The following is a 20,133-nucleotide window of genomic DNA, read 5'->3' as shown; positions in this document are numbered from 1 at the left end:
GTTGCAGGTCAGTCAGTGACGCTGCAGACTCTTGGCCGTAAAGGCAGTCTTCGCGGTGCTCTGGTCCTTGGTGCTATCGAACCCTTGGATCCAGCCAGAGCGGACATTGTTAACAGTGTGATTGGGTTGGCAAGCCTTGCATTGGAGCAGGCCCGAACCCTTGATACCGCCCGCCGGCATCTTCGCGCCGGTGTCTTCGAGCAACTGCTGGCGGGCAGTACCGACGTCGCTGTACGCACTGCCGGGCAGGTTTGGGGACAACTCCCCCGCGAACCGCTGCTGGTGACGGTCTCACGGCAGGATAATCCTGCACCAAACTTGCTCGAAGCGCTGGAGCTCCTCGCAGACGACTACCGCGGAGCGGTGTTCTATGCCGTACGCAGCGAACAGTTGATAGTCCTGGCAGGGAAGGTCCACCAGGACAGGGTCCTGGAACTGCTCCTGCGCCATGGCGCCATGTCGGGTGTGTCATCGCCTACGGCGATGAGTGCGTTGCCCAACGCCCTGGAAGAGGCCACCCGGGCCCTTCATCGTGCAGTCGAACTCGATAAGGATGTCGTGGCGTTTTCCGAGCTGTCGGAGGGTGGGATGCTGGGCCTGCTCCGGGAAGAAAAGGCAGGGCCGGTAGCCCGTGGACTCCTGCAGCCGCTGATGGATTACGACGCTGCGGAGAACACAGAGCTACTAGACACCGTCCGGGAGTGGCTTGCCAACAACTGCGTCTGGGACAAGACCGCGCGTCGCATGGGCGTGCACCGGCACACGCTCCGCAACAGGATCGACGCCGCCGGGCGGATCCTCGGGCTAAACCTGGACGGCATGCGCGACCGCCTGGAGTTGTACGCAGCGGTTCAATTCCTGGAAAAGCCCTAAAACGACATGAGGACCTCCGACCGGTGTGCCGGAGGTCCTCATTATCATGGGACCAGTGCAGGTCCCCTGACATGTTTGTGGTGCTAACCGCTAGTTCTGGGGGAAACCCAGGTTGATGCCGCCGTGGCTGGGGTCGAGCCAGCGGGAGGTGATGGCTTTTTCTCGGGTGAAGAACTGGAAGCCCTGGAGTCCGTAAGCCTTGGAGCTGCCGAAAATGGAGTCCTTGAACCCGCCGAAGGAGTAGTAGGCGACCGGGACGGGGATGGGCACGTTGATGCCCACCATGCCCACTTCGACTTCGTTCTGGAAGCGCCGGGCAGCGCCGCCGTCGTTGGTAAAGATGGCCGCGCCGTTGCCGTACGCGCTGGAGCTGATCAGGTCCAGGCCTTCTTCGTAGCTGCGGACGCGGACCACAGCCAGGACCGGACCGAAAATCTCGTCGGTGTAGGCGCGCGAGCTGACGGGCACCTCATCGATCAGAGTCGGGCCGAGCCAGAAGCCGTTCTCGTCACCGTCGACGTTGATGCCGCGGCCGTCCACCACCACTTTGGCGCCGTCCGCGGCAGCGACATCGATGTAGGAAGCGACCTTGTCGCGGTGCTGCCGGGTGACCAGCGGACCCATGTCACAGTTGCGGCGGCCGTCACCGATCTTCAACGTGGCCATGCGGGAGGTGATCTTTCCGATGAGCTCGTCAGCGACGGGTTCGACAGCGACGATGACACTGATGGCCATGCAGCGTTCGCCGGCGGATCCGAAGCCGGCGTTGATGGCAGCGTCCGCGGTCAGGTCGAGGTCGGCGTCGGGCAAGACCAGCATGTGGTTCTTGGCGCCACCCAAGGCCTGGACGCGCTTGCCGTTCCGCGCGGCGGTCTCGTAGATGTACTGCGCGATCGGCGTTGAGCCAACAAAAGAGATTGCCTTGACATCCGGGTGCTCCAGGAGCCCATCGACAGCTTCTTTGTCACCGTGGAGAACATTGAAGACGCCGTCGGGCAGGCCTGCCTCGGTGAACAGTTCCGCGAGCCAGTTCGCGGCGGTCGGGTCCTTCTCGCTGGGCTTGAGCACAACGGTGTTGCCCGCGGCGATGGCGACCGGGAGGAACCACAGCGGCACCATCGCCGGGAAATTGAACGGACTGATGATCCCCACGACGCCGAGCGGGGACTTGGTCGAGTAGACGTCCACACCGCTGGAGACGTTCTCGGAGTGCTCACCCTTGATCAAGTGCGGGAAGCCGGTGGCGAGTTCAACGACTTCCTGGCCGCGGCTGATTTCACCCAGCGCGTCAGAAACCACCTTGCCGTGCTCGGCGGTAATGATCTGGGCGAGTTCGCCCTTGCGCTCGTTCAGCAGCTCACGGAAGCGGAAAATGATCTGTTGACGCTTGGTGATGGAGAGATCACGCCAAGCCGGAAAGGCCTTCTGTGCCGAGGAGATCGCGGTTTCGATGTCCGCTGCGTTCGCCAGCACCACACGCTTGGTCTCAATACCCCGGGCCGGATCGAAAACCGGGGCGGTACGGTCACCGGAGAAGAGTGCTTCGGCTCCGCCGATCCAGTGGGACAGCACGGGAAGAGCTTGATTCACTGACACGATATTCTCTCGCTTTCAGAGGTGACGGGTGTGGGTGCCGGAAGCGGCTTATCAATAACGGTAATAGGCGAGCCCTCTACGGAGACCAGTACATTCGGCCGCCTAAGCGCTGATAAATCGACAAATGTATAAGCTCGAAAGGTGACGGGCGCACATTTCGGCGGCCAGCCAATGCTTCAAGAGCATGGAGAGTAAGCGTCTTACCCGCCAGTCTGTACCAATGCACAGCTCGGTGGTCTTTTGCAGTAGGTTCATCCATTGAGCGGACCATCAATGTTCCGATTAGATCAAGGCAGCGCTTCCGATTAAGTCGATGCAGCGCATCATTCCTAAATCAAAAACAGCAGGAGAATTGTGCCTTCAAAGACGGGTCTCATAAAAGGCTCCGCTTGGGACGATGTCCAAGTCGGAGACATTAGTGCAGCTAATCGACAATGGACGTACAGAGTACGTCGGCGAAGTGGACGCGCGTACACCGGATGGCGACGTCATTTGGGTTCATGATCCAGTTGGGGGTCGCCGTCTTTTTCACATCCACGACGGTTACGCCCTGCGGCTGGCCCCGTCCTAACCCTCCCGCTTCCAGAGACCTACGTAGCTAATGACTTCTCCAATATTCCACGACCCACTGCAAGGATTCCCTTCGCGCGTCGATAAGCCGCAGCAAGAACCTCAATCCCACCAAGGTTTGACGACTAAAAGACAAGCGAGATCCAGCGACCCCGGAGTGAAGAAAGCGCAGAGCCAGAGGCAACGAGCCGTGGCTCGGGTTGTCGTGGACATTCAGGCCTTGAGCGCGGCCCGCTCGACCCGGACTTAAGTTCCCTCTAAACAAGGCTTTGGGGCGGCTTCCTCAAGTCTCGGCCACCCGGCTTCTTGCGTAACCAGACTCAACAGGTCCGGCGTACCCGGGCTTATGGTCGGGTAATCGTCCGTTTAGAAAACCCATCCTGACAAAGGGAACCGCATGCCTTGGCCTTTCTTCTGGGACGGGCCAGAACTTAGCCCCAAGGCCGGAGGCTACAGTGGCCGGACAGCGGATCGGGTACGTTCGCGTGAGCACGCTGAACCAGAACCAGAAACGCCAGCTCGAGGGCCATGTTCTGGAAACGGGTCTTCACGGACAAAGCCTCAGGCAGGGGCACTACCAGGCAGAGCTCACGGAAATGCAGCGGTTCGGCATCCCCCTGGGTGATTTCGATGTCAGGGGCCAGAATTGCGCTGCACCTTGCCCTCGAAGTTCAACATCGCTGTCATTGCCGGCGACGGGGTTTTCGATCTCGCGGCCAAGGCCTTCCTCAGGCATGTTCAGCTGGTATCACCGCCCCGTGACGGACATCATCCGGCGGGGTGCTTCGCGGCCCGGCGACGCGACCATCCTCACCGAAGACCTACACTCTTGGGATGAGCAGGAAGACCGCCACCATAAAGAAATTGTTGAATGCATTCGAGGACCTCCTCGTAGAAGAAGGGGAACGGAGCGCGACCCTGGACAACATTGCAGAGCGCGCGGGCGTCTCCAAGGGCGGCCTCACCCACCACTTCGCTTCGAAGGATGATCTTGTGGCGGCCCTGTTCGACCGTCTATGGGCTCTGGTAGAAGAAGACACCGATGTCATGCGCGCCGACCCATCGAATGCGGCGATATTCTACATCAAGAGCTCTGCGCATGTCGACAGCCCTCTCGAGCGCTGCCACATGGCTGTTTCGCGATTGGCCCAAGGCTCCCATCCGGAGGCTAACCAAGTTCTTATGAACTGCCGTGTGCGCTGGTTCGAGGTGCTCAACGAGTTCATCGGCAACGAAGATATGGTGCGCCTGGTCATGCTAGTCGGTGACGGCGTCTATTACAACGCCGCCTTGGCGGGAGGCGGCGAACTGCCCACTGACCTCGGCCCGAATAGCATCGACCGCGTCATCAGACTTATGCAAACAGTGAAGTACTGAAGCCACCCGTCCGGTAAAAAATATACTCATCCTTGAAAAAAACCGACTGGTCGGTATAGTGGTTCGAATCACATACCGGTTAGGTCGTTGATCCCAGCGACCCGCCACGTCCAGGAGGCGAAATGGTCGACGCAGTACCCCCGAATTCCACGCGAACCGATACGAAAACCGCGGCTGCGAGGGCGCAGGACAAAGGCTTGAAAAAGGGAGTAGTGGGATTTTGGGAGGGCCTGGCCATCGGGTTGGACTCCACGGCGCCGGCTTACTCCCTGGCAGCAGCTCTCGGCACGATGGTGCTCCTCGCTGGAGTCAAGGCGCCGGCGGTGCTGTGGGTCTCGTTCATCCCCATGTTTCTCATTGCAGGGGCCTTCTATTACATGAATCGGGCGGACCAGGACTGCGGAACTACCTTTTCCTGGGTCACTCGAACCATGGGTCCGTGGGTTGGGTGGATGGGCGGGTGGGCGGTGTTCACTACCGGATTGGTGGTGATCGGCGCTCAAGCCGACGTCGCCGCCTACTACCTTTACGACATCCTAGGCCTGGGGACCCTACGCGATAACAGGACGGCGGTGGTGGCCCTGACCGTCGTCGTCATCGTGGTCATGACGTGGCTATGTGTGCTGGGGACCCGGCTCTCCGCGCGGCTTCAGCTCGTCCTGGTTTTCTTCCAGATTGGCGCCCTGCTGCTCTTCGCCGGGGCCACGATCACCGCCATGCTGAGCGGCAACGCGGCTGCGGACGCTCCGGCGTTTTCGTGGGATTGGTTCAGCCCCGTGGGCCTCACAGGGCCGGCCCTCATTGCCGGGATGCTGCTGGGCGTGTTCCTCTACTGGGGCTGGGAATCAGCCGTCAACCTCAACGAGGAGTCCGAAAACTCTGAGACTGCTCCGGGCCGGGCCGGTGTAATTTCCACGATCCTGCTTGTTCTGACCTACCTCACCGTCGCCGTAGGCGTGATCGGTACGACCGGGATGAGCACATTTGAGGAGTACGACGACGACGCGGGGCTTTTCGGAGCCGTTGCGGAGCAGTACATGGGACCTTTCGCGTTCCTGGCCGTGATCTCGATCATCACTTCCGGGCTTGCTTCCACCCAGACGACGATCCTGCCCGCGTCCCGGGCCTCGCTTTCCATGGCGATGGCCGGGGCGTTCCCACGGGTCTTCGGGCGTGTGGACGCCAACCGGGGTACTCCCGCCGCCGGCACGTGGATCATCGGTTTCGCGGCGGTCGCCTGGTACGTCGGCGCCAGCATTGTCTCTGAGAACTTCCTCTTCGACTCCCTGTCCGCACTGTCCATCATCGTGGCGTTCTACTACGCTCTGACCGGCTTGGCATGCGCAGTCTATTGGCGGAAGGAACTGCGCCGTTCGGTGAAGGCCTTCTTGCTCGTTGGCGTCGGCCCGGTCGTGGGTGCGGCCGTGCTGCTCTTCCTGCTTTATCAAGCTGTCGTGGACATGGCGGATCCGGCTGCCTCCTACACCGGCACCGAGGTGTTCGGACTCGGGGTGCCGCTGGTCATCGCTATCGGTCTATTCGTACTGGGGCTCGTACTGATGGTCGCTTTCTGGGCCATCCAGAGGCCTTCCTACTTCACCCGCCGGGGTGGTGAGAAAGTCTCGGACGAGGTAGCCCTAGCAGCACTAGGGCCAGTGGCTCCCAGTATTGACGAAAACCGAAAGTAGGCACCATCTGCCGGTGCCGGCCACAGAAAAGAACCAAAGGGAACACAATGACTGACACAATCAGCCGCCTCGGCGGCATCGCGGATCCCCACCCCGGGACGTCGTACGACCGGGCTGAATCCGAAATTCCGACAACCCTCATAGCCGCAGCCTTGGCCGACGCCCGTCCGGAAGCCTTCTGGCTGGATGATCCGGCGCGCCCGGATGCGCTGCCATCCCTGGCCACCGATATAGCGACTGACCTTGCCGTGGTTGGTGGCGGCTACACCGGACTCTGGACCGCCTTGATGGCCAAGGAACGAGATCCCGGCCGCAGGGTCGTGCTGCTCGAGGGCCAGCGGATCGGCTGGGCGGCCTCCGGAAGAAACGGCGGCTTCTGCGAAGCCAGCCTCACCCACGGAGCGGCCAATGGGCTCAAGCACCTGCCAGCAGAGGCAGCGCGGCTTCAAGAACTGGGTCTTCAAAACCTGCAGGAGATCATCAAAACCGTGGAACGGTACGGCATCGACTGCAGCCTTGAACAAACCGGAACTCTCTCCCTTGCCACTGAGGAACATCAGGTCGAGTGGTTGCAGGAGGAAGCACGGGAGGACCCGCAGACGATCTTCTTCGACGAGGCGGCAGTCCGCGAGGAAGTTCATTCCCCGCTCTACCGCGCCGGGCTCTGGGAGGCCAAGGGCACCGTCATGATCAATCCGGCCCGCCTCGCATGGGGATTGCTGCAAGCCTGTCTGGACGCGGGCGTTGAGGTCTACGAACATACACCCGTCCGCCAGATGGCCTCGGACGCCGACGGAGTGCGGCTCCTAACGGACGCAGGTTCGGTCAAGGCTGCCAACGTCGCCCTGGCAACGAATGTGTTTCCGTCGCTACTCAAGCGCACCCGCCTGCGTACCGTGCCAGTCTACGACTACACCCTCATGACCGAACCCCTGACAGCGCAACAGCTGGACGCCATCGGCTGGTCCAACCGGCAGGGACTGACTGATCTGAGTAACCGATTCCACTACTACCGGCTTGCCTCAGATTCGCACGGCCGGACCAGAATTCTCTTCGGCGGCTACGACGCGGTGTACCACTTCGGAGGACGGATACGGCCCGAGTACGAACAACGCTCCGAGACATTCGAGAAACTCGCCGCCCACTTCTTCGCCACCTTCCCGCAACTGGACGATGTGAAGTTCACCCACCAGTGGGGCGGTGCAATCGATACCTGCAGCCGTTTCTTCTCGTTCTTCACCACGGCTCGCAACGGGCGCGTTGCTTACTCGGCCGGCTATACGGGCTTGGGTGTCGGCGCCAGCCGCTTCGGCGCAAACGTGATGCTCGACCTGCTTTCCGGTCTTTCCACCGAACGCACGAGCCTGCAGATAGTTCGCAAGAAGCCGTTGCCCTTCCCGCCGGAGCCCGTGGCCTGGCTCGGCGTTAAGCTGACCACCGCTGCTATGATCCGGGCAGACCGCAATAAGGGCCGCCGTGGGATGTGGCTGAAGTTCACGGATGCCATCGGCATGGGGTTCGATTCGTGATGGACAGTCCACTGATCGCTGGTCAGCCGGTGGAGGTCAATCAGCTGGCATTGACGTGCGTCCCCGTAGCGATCAAGCAGGTGGCAGACGGTGCACCGAGCACCGGCCTTCTTGAACTCGGAAGCTTCTGCGGCCTTGAAACAGGAATCTGGGAAATGTCCGAGGGCAGCATGCACGACGTCGAGAATGACGAGATATTCCTCGTGACCGCCGGACGAGCCACGATACTCATCCACGGCAGTAACTCCGCCTCACCCAGCACCATCGAACTCAGCCCAGGTTCGCTCATGCGGTTTGCTGCCGGGATGCGCACCACCTGGACTGTCCATGAGATCTTGCGCAAGGTCTATCTAAGCGCTCCGCGCAGCACACAACCTGATCCGAGCCAGACGGGTACTGCCCCAAACCAAGGACTACCATGAGCGAAGGCACCACCATCACCGGCACCCTCTTGGGCGCGGCGACCTCCGCAACGTCGGTCACGGCTGGGCCCTACATTGATGGGCGGATGCGTACCAGCACAGGGGGCGGGATCACAGAGATCATAGACCCCTCCAGCGGCACGCTCGTGGCAACAGTAGCCATCGCTAACGAGGTCGACGTGAACGGGGCAGTCAAGGCCCACCTTCTCCGGCCAACTTCTCTGGTCTGGCTTCCAGGAACACAATCTGCCGCTCAGGGCATCTATTTGCGAGCACAGCAGCGCCAAAGCAATACACACATGTAACAAACAAAGGAAAGATATGTCACGATACCGGATTCAAAATCCCGCGACAGGTGAGGTCATCGAGACCTTTGAAGCTGCAACGGACAAGCATATTGAGCAGGTGCTGGGCAACGCCGACTCCGCCCATCACAAGTGGCGCGAACAGAGCATCCAGGACCGCGCGGCCATAGTTCGCCGTGTTGCGGCGCTGTTCGAAGAGCGCAAGGAAGAGCTTGCGAGAATTATCGCTCAGGAGATGGGTAAGACCCTTGCCGAGGGCATCGATGAGGTTGAATTCGCCGCTTCCATCATCGACTATTACGGCGTGCACGGCCCCACCCTTGTGGTTGACCAGGAAATTCCCAGCACGATTCCGGGAAAGGCGATCATCGAGAACTGCCCCGTCGGTGTACTGCTAGGGGTCATGCCGTGGAACTTCCCGTATTACCAGGTGGCCCGCTTTGCCGCACCGAACCTGGTTCTCGGGAACACTATTGTGCTCAAACATGCGGATATCTGCCCCCGTTCGGCGATGGCGATCCAGCAGATCATGGAAGAAGCGGGTGTACCGGTCGGTGGCTACACCAACGTCTTCGCCACCCACGACCAAATCGCTGCGATGATCGCTGATCGGCGTGTGCAGGGCGTATCCCTCACCGGCTCCGAGCGCGCTGGCTCCATCATCGGAGAACAGGCCGGCCGGCACCTGAAGAAGGCTGTACTCGAACTCGGCGGAACCGACGCGATGATAGTGCTCGACTCCGAGGACGTGGCATCCGTCGCTGCAGACGGCTGGAATTTCCGCGTCTACAACGGCGGCCAGGTGTGCAACGCCAACAAGCGGATGATCGTCATGGACGATATCTATGATGAGTTCGTGGCCCAGCTCAAGAAGCTCGCTGACGGCCTCGTACCCGGTGATCCATTGAACATGCCGGAGCATGGCTATGGCCCGCTCTCAAGCAGGGCGGCTGCGGAGCAGGTCAACGCCCAGGTGCAGCGTGCCGTCGCCGAAGGCGCCACTCTAGAGGTCGGCGGGGTGCTTTCCGAGGGGGAAAGCGCCTACTTCTCGCCCGCAGTCCTCACAGGCATTGACCGCGGGTCGGCTTCCTTCCGTGAAGAGATCTTTGGCCCCGTCGCCATCGTGTACAAGGTATCCAGCGACGAAGAGGCGCTCGAATTCGCGAATGATTCCGACTTCGGTCTCGGCGGTTCAGTCTTCTCGACCGATAAGGCGCGTGCGGCGAAGATCGCCTCGCGCCTCAACGTAGGGATGACGCACGTCAACATCATCGCGGCCGAGGCCGCAGAACTGCCCTTCGGCGGCGTGAAACTTTCAGGCTTCGGCCGTGAGATGGGTCCGCTGGGCATAGGCGAATTCGTCAACAAGCGCCTGAACTTCGTGGCAGAGTAATTGTTTTCTCAAGGAACTGAAGGTTTATCGCTGATGGCGGGCTGCAGCAGGTGGCGGTAATGCAGTGCTTCCAACCGTAGAACGAATCATCAACGTCGCGGCCGTACAGGTTGGCCGACCAGAAGTCGTCGCCGGAAAAGCCTATCTACAGAACCTTGTGCGGTGGGTCCACATCAGCGAGTTACCGGATGTGGCAGATTTTCTCCAAGGGGAGAGCTCATCCTTTCGACCGGGGTTTCGTTCCCGAGCACTGATGAGGACATGGTCGAATATGCAGCTTCCCTTGGCCGCGCTGGGGCAAGCGGCGCAGCCGGAAGTACTCCTCACGCCTGGCACGGCTCAGTCGCTTGCCGGCGATGCCTGCCTTGGACATGGGGCTTGAGGACCAATGCTCGGGAAAGTCACGCTAAGCCGATCTCCAGTGGTAACGATGGTTGCCTCGGTTGGTTGAGCCTGTACTTCTAGACACAAGTATTTGACTGCGGCCGAGGAGGCCTCGTACGGGAGATTCGAGGCGCAGGCGCCGGAACTGGCGGTGTTTGGGACTGCCCCGGATTTCGTTGACTCTCGGGGTTTAGTGTTGCTAGGCGGCTTTGAGGCCGCTATTGATTGTCTCAAATTCGATCGGCGTTAGCCGTCCGAGGCGCCGTTGGCGGCGTTTCCGATGGTAAGTTTTCTCGATCAAAGTCACGATGGAGATTCCCACAGGTTAATCCAAATAAAGGATTAACCTGTGGGAAGAGCGTTGTTACTGCAGCACATCAGCATGACTGCAGCAGTATTCACTTTCGGTCCGCGCCAGCTTCTGACCTTGGTAAACGCCAGATTCGCCATGGAACGGGAGTTCTTACAGCTACTTCTACTCCCGTGCTTTAATCGCCGACAATGGAGATTACGTAAAGATGCGGCCAGGAGGGGTGCTCCGATCGGAGCACCTTGAACCAAGAAAGGCTCCTAGTGGGTGGTTCCGTGATGTCAGGATGACGAAGGGTTAGGTGCAACCGATGGCAAGCTCCCGCATATTGACCAGGTGGGTTCCATTGTGCTCCCGGACCCTGAGTGGGTTTCGCGTTAGCGCGGCGAGGCTGCTAAGTGCCGCGGAGCGGTCTTGAAGGTCAACAAGGCGGATCTGCTGTGGACCGTCGAACCCGGGGGGCCACGTTGTGACTGTTGGCATTCCATCCACGTCTTCGATGCGGAGCCGGTTAAGTTCGGTGAATAGTCCTTGTCCGGTGGCCTTAAGTACCGCTTCCTTGCGCGTCCAGGTACGCGTGAAGGTGCGGGAGCGGTCGGAAGCGTCGGAGTCTCGCAGTTTTCGCTCCTCTTCCGGGGTTAGCACTAGTTGTGAAATTGATTTTGGTTCCCAATCGCCGGCAATGACTTCCACGTCGAGTCCCACCTGAATGGTGTCGGTGATGGCAAGCCCGACCCAAGGACCTGAGTAGGACAGCGAGATCTGCCATCGCGTTCCGGGTAAATGTGGCTTGTTCCAGGCCGCTGGATCAATGCTTACTTGCACCTTTGCGGGGTGGCAATCTTCGCGTTGTCCGACCGTACGGCGCAGCATGGAACGTCCTAATAGGAAGCTTTCGGCTCTTGTGCGGCACCTCATGGTTCCTAGCCGGCGGCGTTCGTCACAGCTAAGAATGTCCTGACGCGCAAGGTCGACGCTTTCTCGTCGCGCCCAGTACACGTCGACGTCTTGGACTGTGTCCTCCGACGGGGGAACGGGGGCTTCCCACGTCATGCTGGTTGTTCTTGCCCCGTCCGTATGTGACTGGCTGTGATGTCGACGGCCGGTTCGCGGAGTATTTGGTAGTGATTGCAGTCCAGTTCAACTACTGATCCGTAGGATTCGAGACGAGTTGCGTAGGGGGCCAGAAAGGAGCTGCCGTCGCCGGCGGCGATCAACACTTGGGTCCGTTCCAGCATCGGTTCCAGATTGCTCAGAGGCATGGACCGGAAGCCGTAGGTTGCAATCACGATTTCGATGATCTTTTCTGACAACGAGAGATCAAAAGCCGGGATGCGGGTGTTCAACAGGTTCAGAAAGTCCCGCCGGTCGCGGACTGTGGCCAAAAGTGGATCATCAGTAGCTCCATCGAGGGTTCCGGTGAAGACGGACATGAGGATCGCGCGGAAATATGGATCAGCAAAAGTAGCTGATGCCGTGTCTGGCATGTCTGTGATTATTGGGGAACCGGGTGCGATCAGTGTCAGCCGGTCAACAAGTACTCCTCGCTCGTCGAGCCAGGCAGCGACCTCTGCAGCCATTCGGGCGCCGAAGGAGTACCCCATGAGGGTGACACTCTCACCGTTGATTGCAGCAAGGATCGCCTCGCCATCTTTCGAAACCATGTCACGGAGGTTTTCGTAAGGGTGTTCATCGTGGTTGAGTCCGAAGGCTTGAATCCCATGGACTGGGCGGCCGTGTGAGATGTTGACGGCCAACGGGCGCAGACTCATCGGGTATCCGCCCAAGCCGGGCCAAAGGAAAATGGGGGATCCTTCTCCTGCCGCGAGCGGAACCAACCGCGAGGTCGATTCGGGAACGAGGCAACGTATTCGTTGGGCGATGTCGCGGGCCGTTGGAGCCTCGAAGATTGATTGGACTGGAAGCCGGGATTTGAAGCGTTCGTTTATCGCGCCAATGAGCTTAACGGCGGTGAGCGAGTTGCCGCCGATATCGAAGAAGTCGTCGGAGACCGAGGGCACTGAGCGGCCGAGTACTTTTGCCCAGACTGCCAGGACGTCGGCCTCCAGTGTGGTGGCAGGAGGGACAACGTCACCTCGGTGCCCGTGGTCCTGTTCAAGGTGTTTGATGAGGGCTACTCGATCGGCTTTGCCGCTGCTTGACTTCGGCAACTCGTCCACCACCTCCACTCGTGAAGGCAGCATGTAGTACGGGAGGAACCGGCGCAGGTCGTCCTTGATGATTTCTTCAGGGCCCCGCACGTGAACTGAGTCCTCTTTCATGCCAGTGGCCAGGATCTGTTGCTCGGAGATGGGCCCGCCGACTGCGAAGTAGGACAGCACGCTTCCTGTTTCACTCCATGTCTGGGCGATCTCGTCATAACGGACTGCCGCTGGCAGATCCCGTCCTGTAAGCGATGAATAGCCGGAAGACATCAGACCGATGCTTTGCTGGTTCATCTGCAGCTGCTGCATGGCGCGCCCGAGCTCACGGAAACCGATCCACCCTTCATCCCTGTGGCAGGAGAGGATCACTCCGAATGATGAGCGTGCGTACGTTTCTTGGTTGATGGCGATGACGTTGCGGCGTTCGATCAGTTCATCGCTGAGTTTGTGCAGGGCGGCATCCCGGACTTGGTATGTGCCTTGGCGTATTCCGGTGATTTTTCCGTGCACTTGTATTGAAAGCTCCGCTGAGAGGGCTTGTGCCCCAGCGGAGGGGCCTTCAATGAGGTCGAAGGATGCTGTGTGCTCCCAAGTGTCGCTGAGACCCAGATCGGGGCGGCCGATTTGATCCAGGGCGTTCAGGTGTAGACCCTTCTCAGCAGCAGCACGGTCCAGCACCGCGGCGATGTGGCCAGCCTCCATATAGAGAACTTCGAGCACATTTGTTGAGTACACGGATTCGATGACTTGAGGGAGTCCAGCGAAGTGGAGCCTGAGGCCGGCTTGTGGTGGACTGTCGCTTGTTCCGTGGATGCTGACCAGTTCATGCTCAAGAGGATTGTAGTAGTAGAGACCGGAGGCCAGCCCAGGAATTCCAGCGGTTTCAAGGTAGACCTGTGTAGCGTTGAGCGCTCCGGGCGATGCGTATGCATATTTGGGCAGGAGGCGCTGGTCACTGTGGAATGGTCCCAACCATCTCAGGATTGACGCTATCTCGCTTATCGTGATGTGCCCGTGATGGGGCTGGACCGGCCATGGTGTCCGGAGCCAATCAGCAAGTGCGGTCAGGTCTTCGGCGCTGAGTGGATATCCTTCGTAAAAGCGGTAGGTTTTGCGAGCGTAGGCGGCCGTGAATTGTTCGGAGGTGCCTTCTTTTAGTGGGAGGCTGACGCGGGATCCGATGTTGTCTTTAAAGGTGCGCACACCGAGGGTTGCAAGTTGGGCCTTGACCTGAACGTGGCTTGATTTGGAGCGGTGGTGGTCGCCGGCTGCCCCTTGATCCATAAGTGCAGCTTCTGCGGGGTCCAGCTCGACGAACGCGCCCAGCCGGATAGTAGTGTCGCCGGGGCTACGCCATGGCACGACGGCGGCCTGACGGACCCAGTGGTGGGCCTCAATGGCCAGGCGAACCTCGTCCGTTTCCACGCGATGCCCGTTGACTTTCACTTGGTCATCAAGACGACCGCAGAATTCGATTGAGCCGGACGGGTTTATCTTCGCAGAGTCCCCGCTCCGGTAAACGCGAACAAGTTGGCCCTCGATGTGGGCTTCTACGAAGCGCTGGGCTGTGAGATCAGGTCGGTGCAGGTACCCCGCAGCAAGCTGTGAACCGGCAATGCAGAGTTCGCCGGCATGTCCCTTGGGGACGGGGTTGAGGTGCTCGTCCAGAATATGTACTTGGCATCCAGGTACTGGTGAGCCGATGCTCACTGCGGGGGAGTCAGGTATCGCCGCGCTTTCGATTTGGAACCAGGTCGCGTTAATTGTCGTTTCAGTTGGGCCATAAAAATTGACCAGTTGTGCTTGGGGGAGGGCCTGAAGAAGATCCCTCGCCAGATGGGTAGCAAGAACTTCGCCGCCGCTGAAGATTCTCGTCAATGTCCGGCACTGGCGGAATTCTCGGGACTCCAACAACGCGGTCCAGAGAGTCGGGACGGCCTGCAGCAGATTCACTTCGTGTTTGAGAATAAGGTCGCAGATGGCCTCAGGATCCCGGTGTATGCCGTCCTGGCCGACAACAACTGTGGCGCCCGTAGCGTTGGCGAGCAGCTCCCATTGGGCTGCATCGAAGCTGACCGGGGTTTTCAGCAAAATTCTCTGACCAGGACCGAGCCCTGCGTTCCGGGCGAGAAAGCACATCTGGTTGACGATGGCACGGTGTTGGATAACAACGCCTTTTGGACGGCCGGTGCTGCCCGAGGTGTAAATGATGTAGGCGGGAAGTTCGTCATGAACGGTGTCTCTATGTGGTTCGAACTCGCCGGTGACGAGTTCTTCGAGCTGAAGTACCTGAACGCTGCCAGGTACTAGATGCTCTACCGCGTCGTGGCTGTCAGCGTCGACGATGACGTGCTGGATCCTCGAGTCGGTCATCATGTAGGAAACTCGCTCTGCCGGATAATCCACGGCTAGCGGCAGGTAGGAAGCGTTTGCCCTCAGGATTGCCCAGACTGCTATGAGCAGTCGGTTTGACGGTGCCAGGAACAGACCCACGCTGTCGCCTGGTTTTACGCCGGCAGAAGCGAGGGCGTTTGCAGCGCGCTGAGCGGATTCCCACAGTTCTTCGAAGGACAGTGCGCCGTCCCCGTCGATGGCCGCCGGCGCATCTGGGTAGGTCAAGGCGTGGTTGTGGAGCATCTCGGTGAGCGTTTTGGGTGCGATATCAGAGGACATGTGTTCTCCAGAGAAGTTGGGGTGCAAGCAAACTGACGAGGAGTCGGGCTTCACCCGAGATTTGGCTGCACCGGGGTTTTCTTGAGCTGCACCGGGGTTTTCTTGACCTGTCCGAGCAGAGATCCAGCGAGGGCCAGAGCGAACCCGATGAATTGAAGAAGTGAAAGTGATTGATGCAGCAACGCCCAGCCCAAAACGGCGGCAGTCAAAGGGCTGAGGATGCCGAGCAAAGCCATGTTTGCCGGGGGGAGGGCCCGGGCGCCTCGAAACCACAGTGCGTAGGCAAGCGCACCGCCGATGATCGACAGCCAGGCGTAGCCCAGGACGGCCGACAGGTCCAAGTCCCAGGTTCCGTGATCGACCAGCGGGATGAGTGGAATGATCAGTGTTCCTCCGACGACCAACTGCCACGCGGTGGAAGTCAGCGGGTGCATTCCCGGGGCGAGACCCCAGCGTCTTGTGAGAAGCAAACCCAGCGCCATGCTGAACGCGCCGGCTGCGGCTGCTGCTACGCCGAGGAGGTCTGCTGTGATCTCACCGCTCAGGGTCACGAGAGCGACCCCGGCCAAGGCAACGAACGACCAGAGGACCTGTGATGCTTTGGGCCGGCCCCACCCTAGGACAAAACCCATCCCAAGGATGATCAGGGGCTGGATGGAACCGATTACCGCAGCTAACCCTCCAGGGAGCCTGTAGGCGGCCACGAACAATAGGGGAAAGAACGCGCCGATATTCAGAACCCCGAGTATCGCCGTTTTCCACCGCCACCCAACTGGGGGGAGCCCGGGAGAGAGCAGTAACAACAACAGTCCTGCAGGCAGGGCGCGCAGGACGCTGGCGGTCATTGGGCGATCCGGAGGAAGGAATTCCGTCGTCACAAGGTAGGTTGAGCCCCAGACGATGGGAGCGAATGCAGCCGTCATGGTCAGTGAAAGAGCGGTCGATACTTTTGCACTTGGCTGTGACGGGCTGATGGTCAGTTCTTTCAAGATTTCGTCCCGTAATATCGGTCGCCGAAGTCCCCAATAACGGGCCGCATAAAGGCTTGTTCGGTGAGCGATTCGTCGATAAAGCTGGTGACCCCCTGAACCCGAGGGCGCCGGCTCGGGTAGACAAGTACCGCGCCGAGCAACTCCTCCAGGGCCTCTTCGAGCGTCCCATGAAGCTTTGTTTTCGCGGACTCATGTCCGTTCGATTTGATCCACAGGTCCGCCGCTGCCTCACAGTTGGGTCCCCCGGGACCCAGGGCGTGGACGACGCGCACAGATGGTAGATCACTACTGATATTTGACACAGGCAAGATCCTTATCGATGTGGTGATTTTGGAAACCGATCGAGAAGGGGCCAAACAATTTTGAATATTCACGTGCGCACGCAATTTCATCCCCCAAAACAACGTAGGGCAGAGGTGCGACACATTATGAATTATTAACAAAAATGACTTTAGTTGTTCGGGGAGGAGCGGGCAGAAATCCTCCGGGCGGGTGGCTCAGCCGCAGCGAGGGCCTGCCGGACCGTGCTGCGCGAGACACGGTGCACTTTGGCAAGCGACCGGATCGAGGAACCCCTGACGCGTGCGTCCCGACGGATCCGTGCAAATAACTCCACCCTCAACCCCATCACTGCCTTCCATCGTCGGAAAAACAATCTTGATGAAATCAACGGTGGGGTGGGCTCAGCTAAAACTGCGATTCATCTCCCGGCGAGCCGTCAGGTGGGTCCCAAACAGACTGCGAAAGCGGTACCAACTCAAACTGCCACAATCACCCGAGTCACTTCGAAAAACGGCACGATACAAAGAGACATCGGGTCTCGAACAACGTTTTACTGCCTGTCAGGACAAGGGTGGATTTCGCCTCTGAACGGTCACATCAGACCTTGGACCGGGAGTAGTTTTCATCGCACAGATACAAGAAAGATTCCTCATAGAGGCGAGGGCCGAACTTGTCCTCCTCTCCGTCGAACCACGGTAACGGGATCTGTCAAGAATGAGGCGAGTGGGCGTTTGCCGGCGTATTGGGGCTGGAACTGCCGGTATTGAGTTCGATGACAACATAAGGGGATTATTTGATGTGGAAGAAGATCAGGTCCACGTAGAAGGCGTCCCCCACGCCTCCCTCTGTCCGGTCCCTCAGCTTAGCGGCTGGGGCCCCTCTTGGATCGTTCTGCACCCGCGGCTGCCCCCGTGCGGGTCTTTTTTGCTTTGGCTGCTGTCTTGCCCATGGTGACGGCTGCGCTGGGGTGTGTGGCCTCACTGCGTTCCGCAGCGGCGCGCCCTCGGACTTGGGTTTCGTTGGCTCCGGTAGCTGCCAGGGATGCGGCGAAAGCTTGCTGGCGTTCCGCTGAGCCGTAGTCGGTGGCCGACGTGCTTTCGGCTTTGAGGCCCCGGTCTTTGAGCCGGCTGCTGTCGTTGCCGGTGACGCGGTTTTCGATCTCTCGGCCGACGCTTTCCATGCGTGCAAAGAGTTCCTTTTCGGCTCGTTCGTACCGCTGCTCCACGGGCGTCCGCTCCGTGCCTTTGAAGCCGCCCTCGGCCAGGAGTTTGGCCTCGTGCATGTCCTTGGCTGCTTTCACAAACTCGGGATCCTTGAAGTGGGAGTCGCCGGCCCCGTTGACGTTCGCTGTGGTTTCCTCCCGCAGCTGATCAATGTCGGGTCCGTTGATGCCGTCCTTGCCAATCAGGAACATACGTTCCTGCACGGTGACGTCCGCTGCCGCCACTGCTGCAGGGGTTTTGGCGCTGTGGGCGGTCTGCAATGCCTGGGCCAGCTCGGGGTTGGCCAGGTACTCTGCGGGCACCTGGTGGCGTTCCATTTCCGGGGCCAGTTTCGCGGCATGTGCGCGGAGTTCTTCGGCGCGGGCCGCTGCAAGCAGCTGCATGGCCTTCTCGTGCTCAACGGCCGCCTTGCGGGTCTCTTCCTGGCTGCGCGCCAGTTCGTCCTTCCGGGCCTTCTCGGTGGTGATGGCCTGGATACCTGACTCAAGGTATGCGGCGTCTGTGCCGACGTCGTGGGTGTCGATGCCGTAGCGGGTGAGAACTTCCTGACGGATCTTCTCCGAGGCTGCCAGGGCGGCCGGGTCGTGGTCCTTCCAGCCCTCAGCGACGGCGTGTGCCGTGGCAATGTCATGGGGCTGGGCTTTGTCCCACCACTGGTCCTTCTCCACGGGTGCCAGGGCCGCGTGCGCCGCGCTGCGATCAGCAGTGAGGCGTGCCTGCGCTTCGTGCGCTGCCTGGCAAGCCCAGGTTCAGGATCTCTTGAACCTGCTCGAGGGACAGCATCCTGGGGAACGACACCGGCGCCGGGACCTGTACCTGATTTACTTCTTCGGTCCGTTTTCCCATGGTTACGCGTCCTCGCTTCGGTGCAGCATTTCGTCCCTTGTTCGTTGTCCGCGTCGCAGCCCCCCGGCCATCACAGGGGGCCACGCTTTTCCGCCACTGTGTTTGCGCTGCAGGCGCTTCACTTCACGCATCGTGGCCCGGACAATGAAGTCTGACACGCTCGCGTCGCCTTCCGCCTGCCCGGCCGCGAGGAAAGCGGCCCGCACCTGCCCCGCCTCGTCCTCGGTGTAGTACGGCGTAAACGCCGCAATCCTTCGTGGCTTAACCATCAAGAGCGCCCGCTCCTACTTGACAGCACGCAGCGCCCTGGGCCAAGGGTGCAGGCTGGCCAGGTAACCGGGGTTCAGCGTCATGGACCCGTCCTCGTTCGTGCGGATATCGGAGTGCTGATGGCTGCCGCCGGTGTGGGCGATGGCCGCCAGCACCAAGTCCAGGTTCGCCCTGTCCAGCCCCGGTATGACGTCGCCCAGGACGACCGGTACATCCTCGGCCAGCGATGCGGCCAGGAACAGGAACCGTCGTTCGCCGCCAGAGAAGGCTCCGCTGTCGGCGTGCTCGGCGAGAGCCGCGAAATCAATCCAAGCGCCCTGGATGTAACCCTCAGGTGTGGGGGTACTCGCGTGGATCCACGGATTGCCAACGGCCGCGTAACGGCCGCCGAAAGCCTGCAGCAGCAGCTCCGTCCCCACCTCGGTCGTGTAGGAACCTTTCGCCCAGGCGCGGAGGTCATCTGCATGCGTCATGATCGTTTCCTTTGTCGATGGTGCATGATCCCGTCAGGGCCAGCGTATCTGCCGGCCCGACAGGAAAAGCCGGCGGTTTTAGAAAGGAGGTTCGGCGTCCGGTCCGTTGCCCCAGCCACCGCCGGTGCTGGCTGTCTGCGGGGTGGCCCACGGATCCTCCTGCGGGACTGACTGCCCTGCAGGGTTGCTGTTGCCCTGGTAGCCGTTGCCGCCGGCGCTTTGTCCGCCCTGGTTGCTGCGCTGGGTCCGGGTGACCTTGGCGTTCGCGTACCGGAGGGAGGGGCCGATCTCGTCGACTTCAAGTTCGATCACGGTCCGCTTTTCGCCTTCCTTGGTCTCGTAGGAGCGGGACTTTAGCCGGCCGGAAACGATGACGCGCATGCCCTTGGTCAGGGACTCGGCCACGTTCTCGGCTGCTCCACGCCATACCGCTGCGCGGAGGAAGAGCGTCTCACCGTCCTTCCACTCACTGGAGGCCCGGTCGAAGGTCCGGGGCGTCGAGGCGATCGTGAGGTTCGCTACCGCGGATCCCGACGGGGTGAACCGCAGCTCGGGGTCGTTGGTGAGGTTGCCGATAACGGTGATGGTGGTTTCTCCGGCCATGATGGTGGCGGCCTTCCGTGAGGTGTCGTGGTGGTTGTCGTGCTCTAGGGCGTGTCTCCCAATTGGTTCGTGACGGCTTTGGCAGGCTGGAACTATGTCGCGCACTGCAGTCCTGACCGATGCCCAATGGGAGCGAATTGAATCGTTGATGCCCAGTTC

At 60.3% G+C, this 20,133-nt stretch carries 15 protein-coding genes and 2 pseudogenes; 8 read left to right on the top strand and 9 right to left on the bottom strand.

Annotation, left to right across the window (positions count from 1 at the left end):
* The first annotated feature begins 126 nt into the window (after nt 1–126).
* Nucleotides 127–873, top strand: coding sequence for a PucR family transcriptional regulator (locus ACZYZ4_RS07335; protein ID WP_463859859.1), 747 nt, complete (start codon nt 127–129; stop codon nt 871–873).
* A 90-nt stretch (nt 874–963) separates the two neighbouring features.
* Here the strand turns inward: ACZYZ4_RS07335 and ACZYZ4_RS07330 are convergent, their stop codons facing one another.
* Entirely contained in the window at nt 964–2,445 is a 1,482-nt protein-coding gene (locus tag ACZYZ4_RS07330; RefSeq protein ID WP_463859518.1) for a CoA-acylating methylmalonate-semialdehyde dehydrogenase, read from the bottom strand.
* Nucleotides 2,446–3,494: 1,049 nt separating this feature from the next.
* Here ACZYZ4_RS07330 and ACZYZ4_RS07325 point away from each other — a divergent pair.
* The 7 genes and pseudogenes from ACZYZ4_RS07325 to ACZYZ4_RS07295 form a co-directional block, all read left to right on the top strand.
* Nucleotides 3,495–3,647, top strand: a pseudogene (locus ACZYZ4_RS07325) (recombinase family protein); the annotation flags it as partial.
* 226 nt (nt 3,648–3,873) lie between these two features.
* Nucleotides 3,874–4,416, top strand: coding sequence for a TetR/AcrR family transcriptional regulator (locus ACZYZ4_RS07320; protein ID WP_463859516.1), 543 nt, complete (start codon nt 3,874–3,876; stop codon nt 4,414–4,416).
* A gap of 197 nt (nt 4,417–4,613) precedes the next feature.
* Nucleotides 4,614–6,104: an APC family permease gene (locus ACZYZ4_RS07315; RefSeq protein WP_463859514.1), complete on the top strand. Its 1,491-nt coding sequence runs from the start codon at nt 4,614–4,616 to the stop codon at nt 6,102–6,104.
* Nucleotides 6,105–6,151: 47 nt separating this feature from the next.
* The gene (locus ACZYZ4_RS07310; protein ID WP_463859512.1) at nt 6,152–7,633 is read left to right on the top strand and encodes an NAD(P)/FAD-dependent oxidoreductase; all 1,482 of its coding nucleotides are present in this window, start codon (nt 6,152–6,154) and stop codon (nt 7,631–7,633) included.
* The gene (locus tag ACZYZ4_RS07305) at nt 7,633–8,055 is read left to right on the top strand and encodes a cupin domain-containing protein (RefSeq protein WP_463859510.1); all 423 of its coding nucleotides are present in this window, start codon (nt 7,633–7,635) and stop codon (nt 8,053–8,055) included. Before ACZYZ4_RS07310 ends, ACZYZ4_RS07305 begins: the two co-directional genes overlap by 1 nt.
* Nucleotides 8,052–8,360 (top strand): hypothetical protein, encoded by a 309-nt coding sequence (locus ACZYZ4_RS07300; RefSeq protein WP_463859508.1) that lies wholly within the window; start codon nt 8,052–8,054, stop codon nt 8,358–8,360. The genes ACZYZ4_RS07305 and ACZYZ4_RS07300 overlap by 4 nt, the downstream gene beginning before the upstream one ends.
* 16 nt (nt 8,361–8,376) lie before the next feature.
* Nucleotides 8,377–9,753, top strand: a complete 1,377-nt coding sequence (locus tag ACZYZ4_RS07295; RefSeq protein ID WP_463859506.1) for an NAD-dependent succinate-semialdehyde dehydrogenase — start codon at nt 8,377–8,379, stop codon at nt 9,751–9,753.
* Nucleotides 9,754–10,744: 991 nt separating this feature from the next.
* On the opposite strand, the gene ACZYZ4_RS07290 is transcribed toward ACZYZ4_RS07295, so the two are convergent.
* From ACZYZ4_RS07290 to ACZYZ4_RS07255, 8 genes and pseudogenes are all read right to left on the bottom strand, one after another.
* Nucleotides 10,745–11,320 (bottom strand): 4'-phosphopantetheinyl transferase family protein, encoded by a 576-nt coding sequence (locus ACZYZ4_RS07290; RefSeq protein WP_463859504.1) that lies wholly within the window; start codon nt 11,318–11,320, stop codon nt 10,745–10,747.
* Nucleotides 11,321–11,496: 176 nt separating this feature from the next.
* Nucleotides 11,497–15,285, bottom strand: a complete 3,789-nt coding sequence (locus tag ACZYZ4_RS07285) for an amino acid adenylation domain-containing protein (protein WP_463859502.1) — start codon at nt 15,283–15,285, stop codon at nt 11,497–11,499.
* A 50-nt stretch (nt 15,286–15,335) separates the two neighbouring features.
* Nucleotides 15,336–16,274, bottom strand: coding sequence for an EamA family transporter (locus ACZYZ4_RS07280; protein WP_463859500.1), 939 nt, complete (start codon nt 16,272–16,274; stop codon nt 15,336–15,338).
* Nucleotides 16,271–16,579, bottom strand: coding sequence for a uracil phosphoribosyltransferase (locus ACZYZ4_RS07275; RefSeq protein ID WP_463859498.1), 309 nt, complete (start codon nt 16,577–16,579; stop codon nt 16,271–16,273). Before ACZYZ4_RS07275 ends, ACZYZ4_RS07280 begins: the two co-directional genes overlap by 4 nt.
* Before the next feature lie 842 nt (nt 16,580–17,421).
* Nucleotides 17,422–18,519 (bottom strand): annotated as a pseudogene (locus tag ACZYZ4_RS07270) (hypothetical protein); the annotation flags it as partial.
* 111 nt (nt 18,520–18,630) lie between these two features.
* Nucleotides 18,631–18,897, bottom strand: a complete 267-nt coding sequence (locus tag ACZYZ4_RS07265; protein WP_463859496.1) for a ParB family protein — start codon at nt 18,895–18,897, stop codon at nt 18,631–18,633.
* 15 nt (nt 18,898–18,912) lie between these two features.
* Entirely contained in the window at nt 18,913–19,371 is a 459-nt protein-coding gene (locus ACZYZ4_RS07260; protein WP_463859494.1) for a hypothetical protein, read from the bottom strand.
* 78 nt (nt 19,372–19,449) lie between these two features.
* Nucleotides 19,450–20,133 (bottom strand): single-stranded DNA-binding protein (locus tag ACZYZ4_RS07255; protein ID WP_463859492.1); only part of this gene is annotated, 684 nt, incomplete at its 5' end.

This window comes from Pseudarthrobacter adonitolis (assembly GCF_055412845.1).
Note: the sequence above shows the minus strand (reverse complement) of the source record. Positions and strands in the feature narration are given on the sequence as shown.

Excerpts from the sequence above, each read along its gene's own strand:
- ACZYZ4_RS07300 (WP_463859508.1), top strand. The coding sequence starts at position 8,052 with ATGAGCGAAGGCACCACCATCACCGGCACCCTCTTGGGCGCGGCGACC.
- ACZYZ4_RS07285 (WP_463859502.1), bottom strand. The coding sequence starts at position 15,285 with ATGTCCTCTGATATCGCACCCAAAACGCTCACCGAGATGCTCCACAAC.
- ACZYZ4_RS07310 (WP_463859512.1), top strand. The coding sequence starts at position 6,152 with ATGACTGACACAATCAGCCGCCTCGGCGGCATCGCGGATCCCCACCCC.
- ACZYZ4_RS07320 (WP_463859516.1), top strand. The coding sequence starts at position 3,874 with ATGAGCAGGAAGACCGCCACCATAAAGAAATTGTTGAATGCATTCGAG.
- ACZYZ4_RS07290 (WP_463859504.1), bottom strand. The coding sequence starts at position 11,320 with ATGCTGCGCCGTACGGTCGGACAACGCGAAGATTGCCACCCCGCAAAG.
- ACZYZ4_RS07265 (WP_463859496.1), bottom strand. The coding sequence starts at position 18,897 with ATGGTTAAGCCACGAAGGATTGCGGCGTTTACGCCGTACTACACCGAG.
- ACZYZ4_RS07295 (WP_463859506.1), top strand. The coding sequence starts at position 8,377 with ATGTCACGATACCGGATTCAAAATCCCGCGACAGGTGAGGTCATCGAG.
- ACZYZ4_RS07305 (WP_463859510.1), top strand. The coding sequence starts at position 7,633 with ATGGACAGTCCACTGATCGCTGGTCAGCCGGTGGAGGTCAATCAGCTG.
- ACZYZ4_RS07260 (WP_463859494.1), bottom strand. The coding sequence starts at position 19,371 with ATGACGCATGCAGATGACCTCCGCGCCTGGGCGAAAGGTTCCTACACG.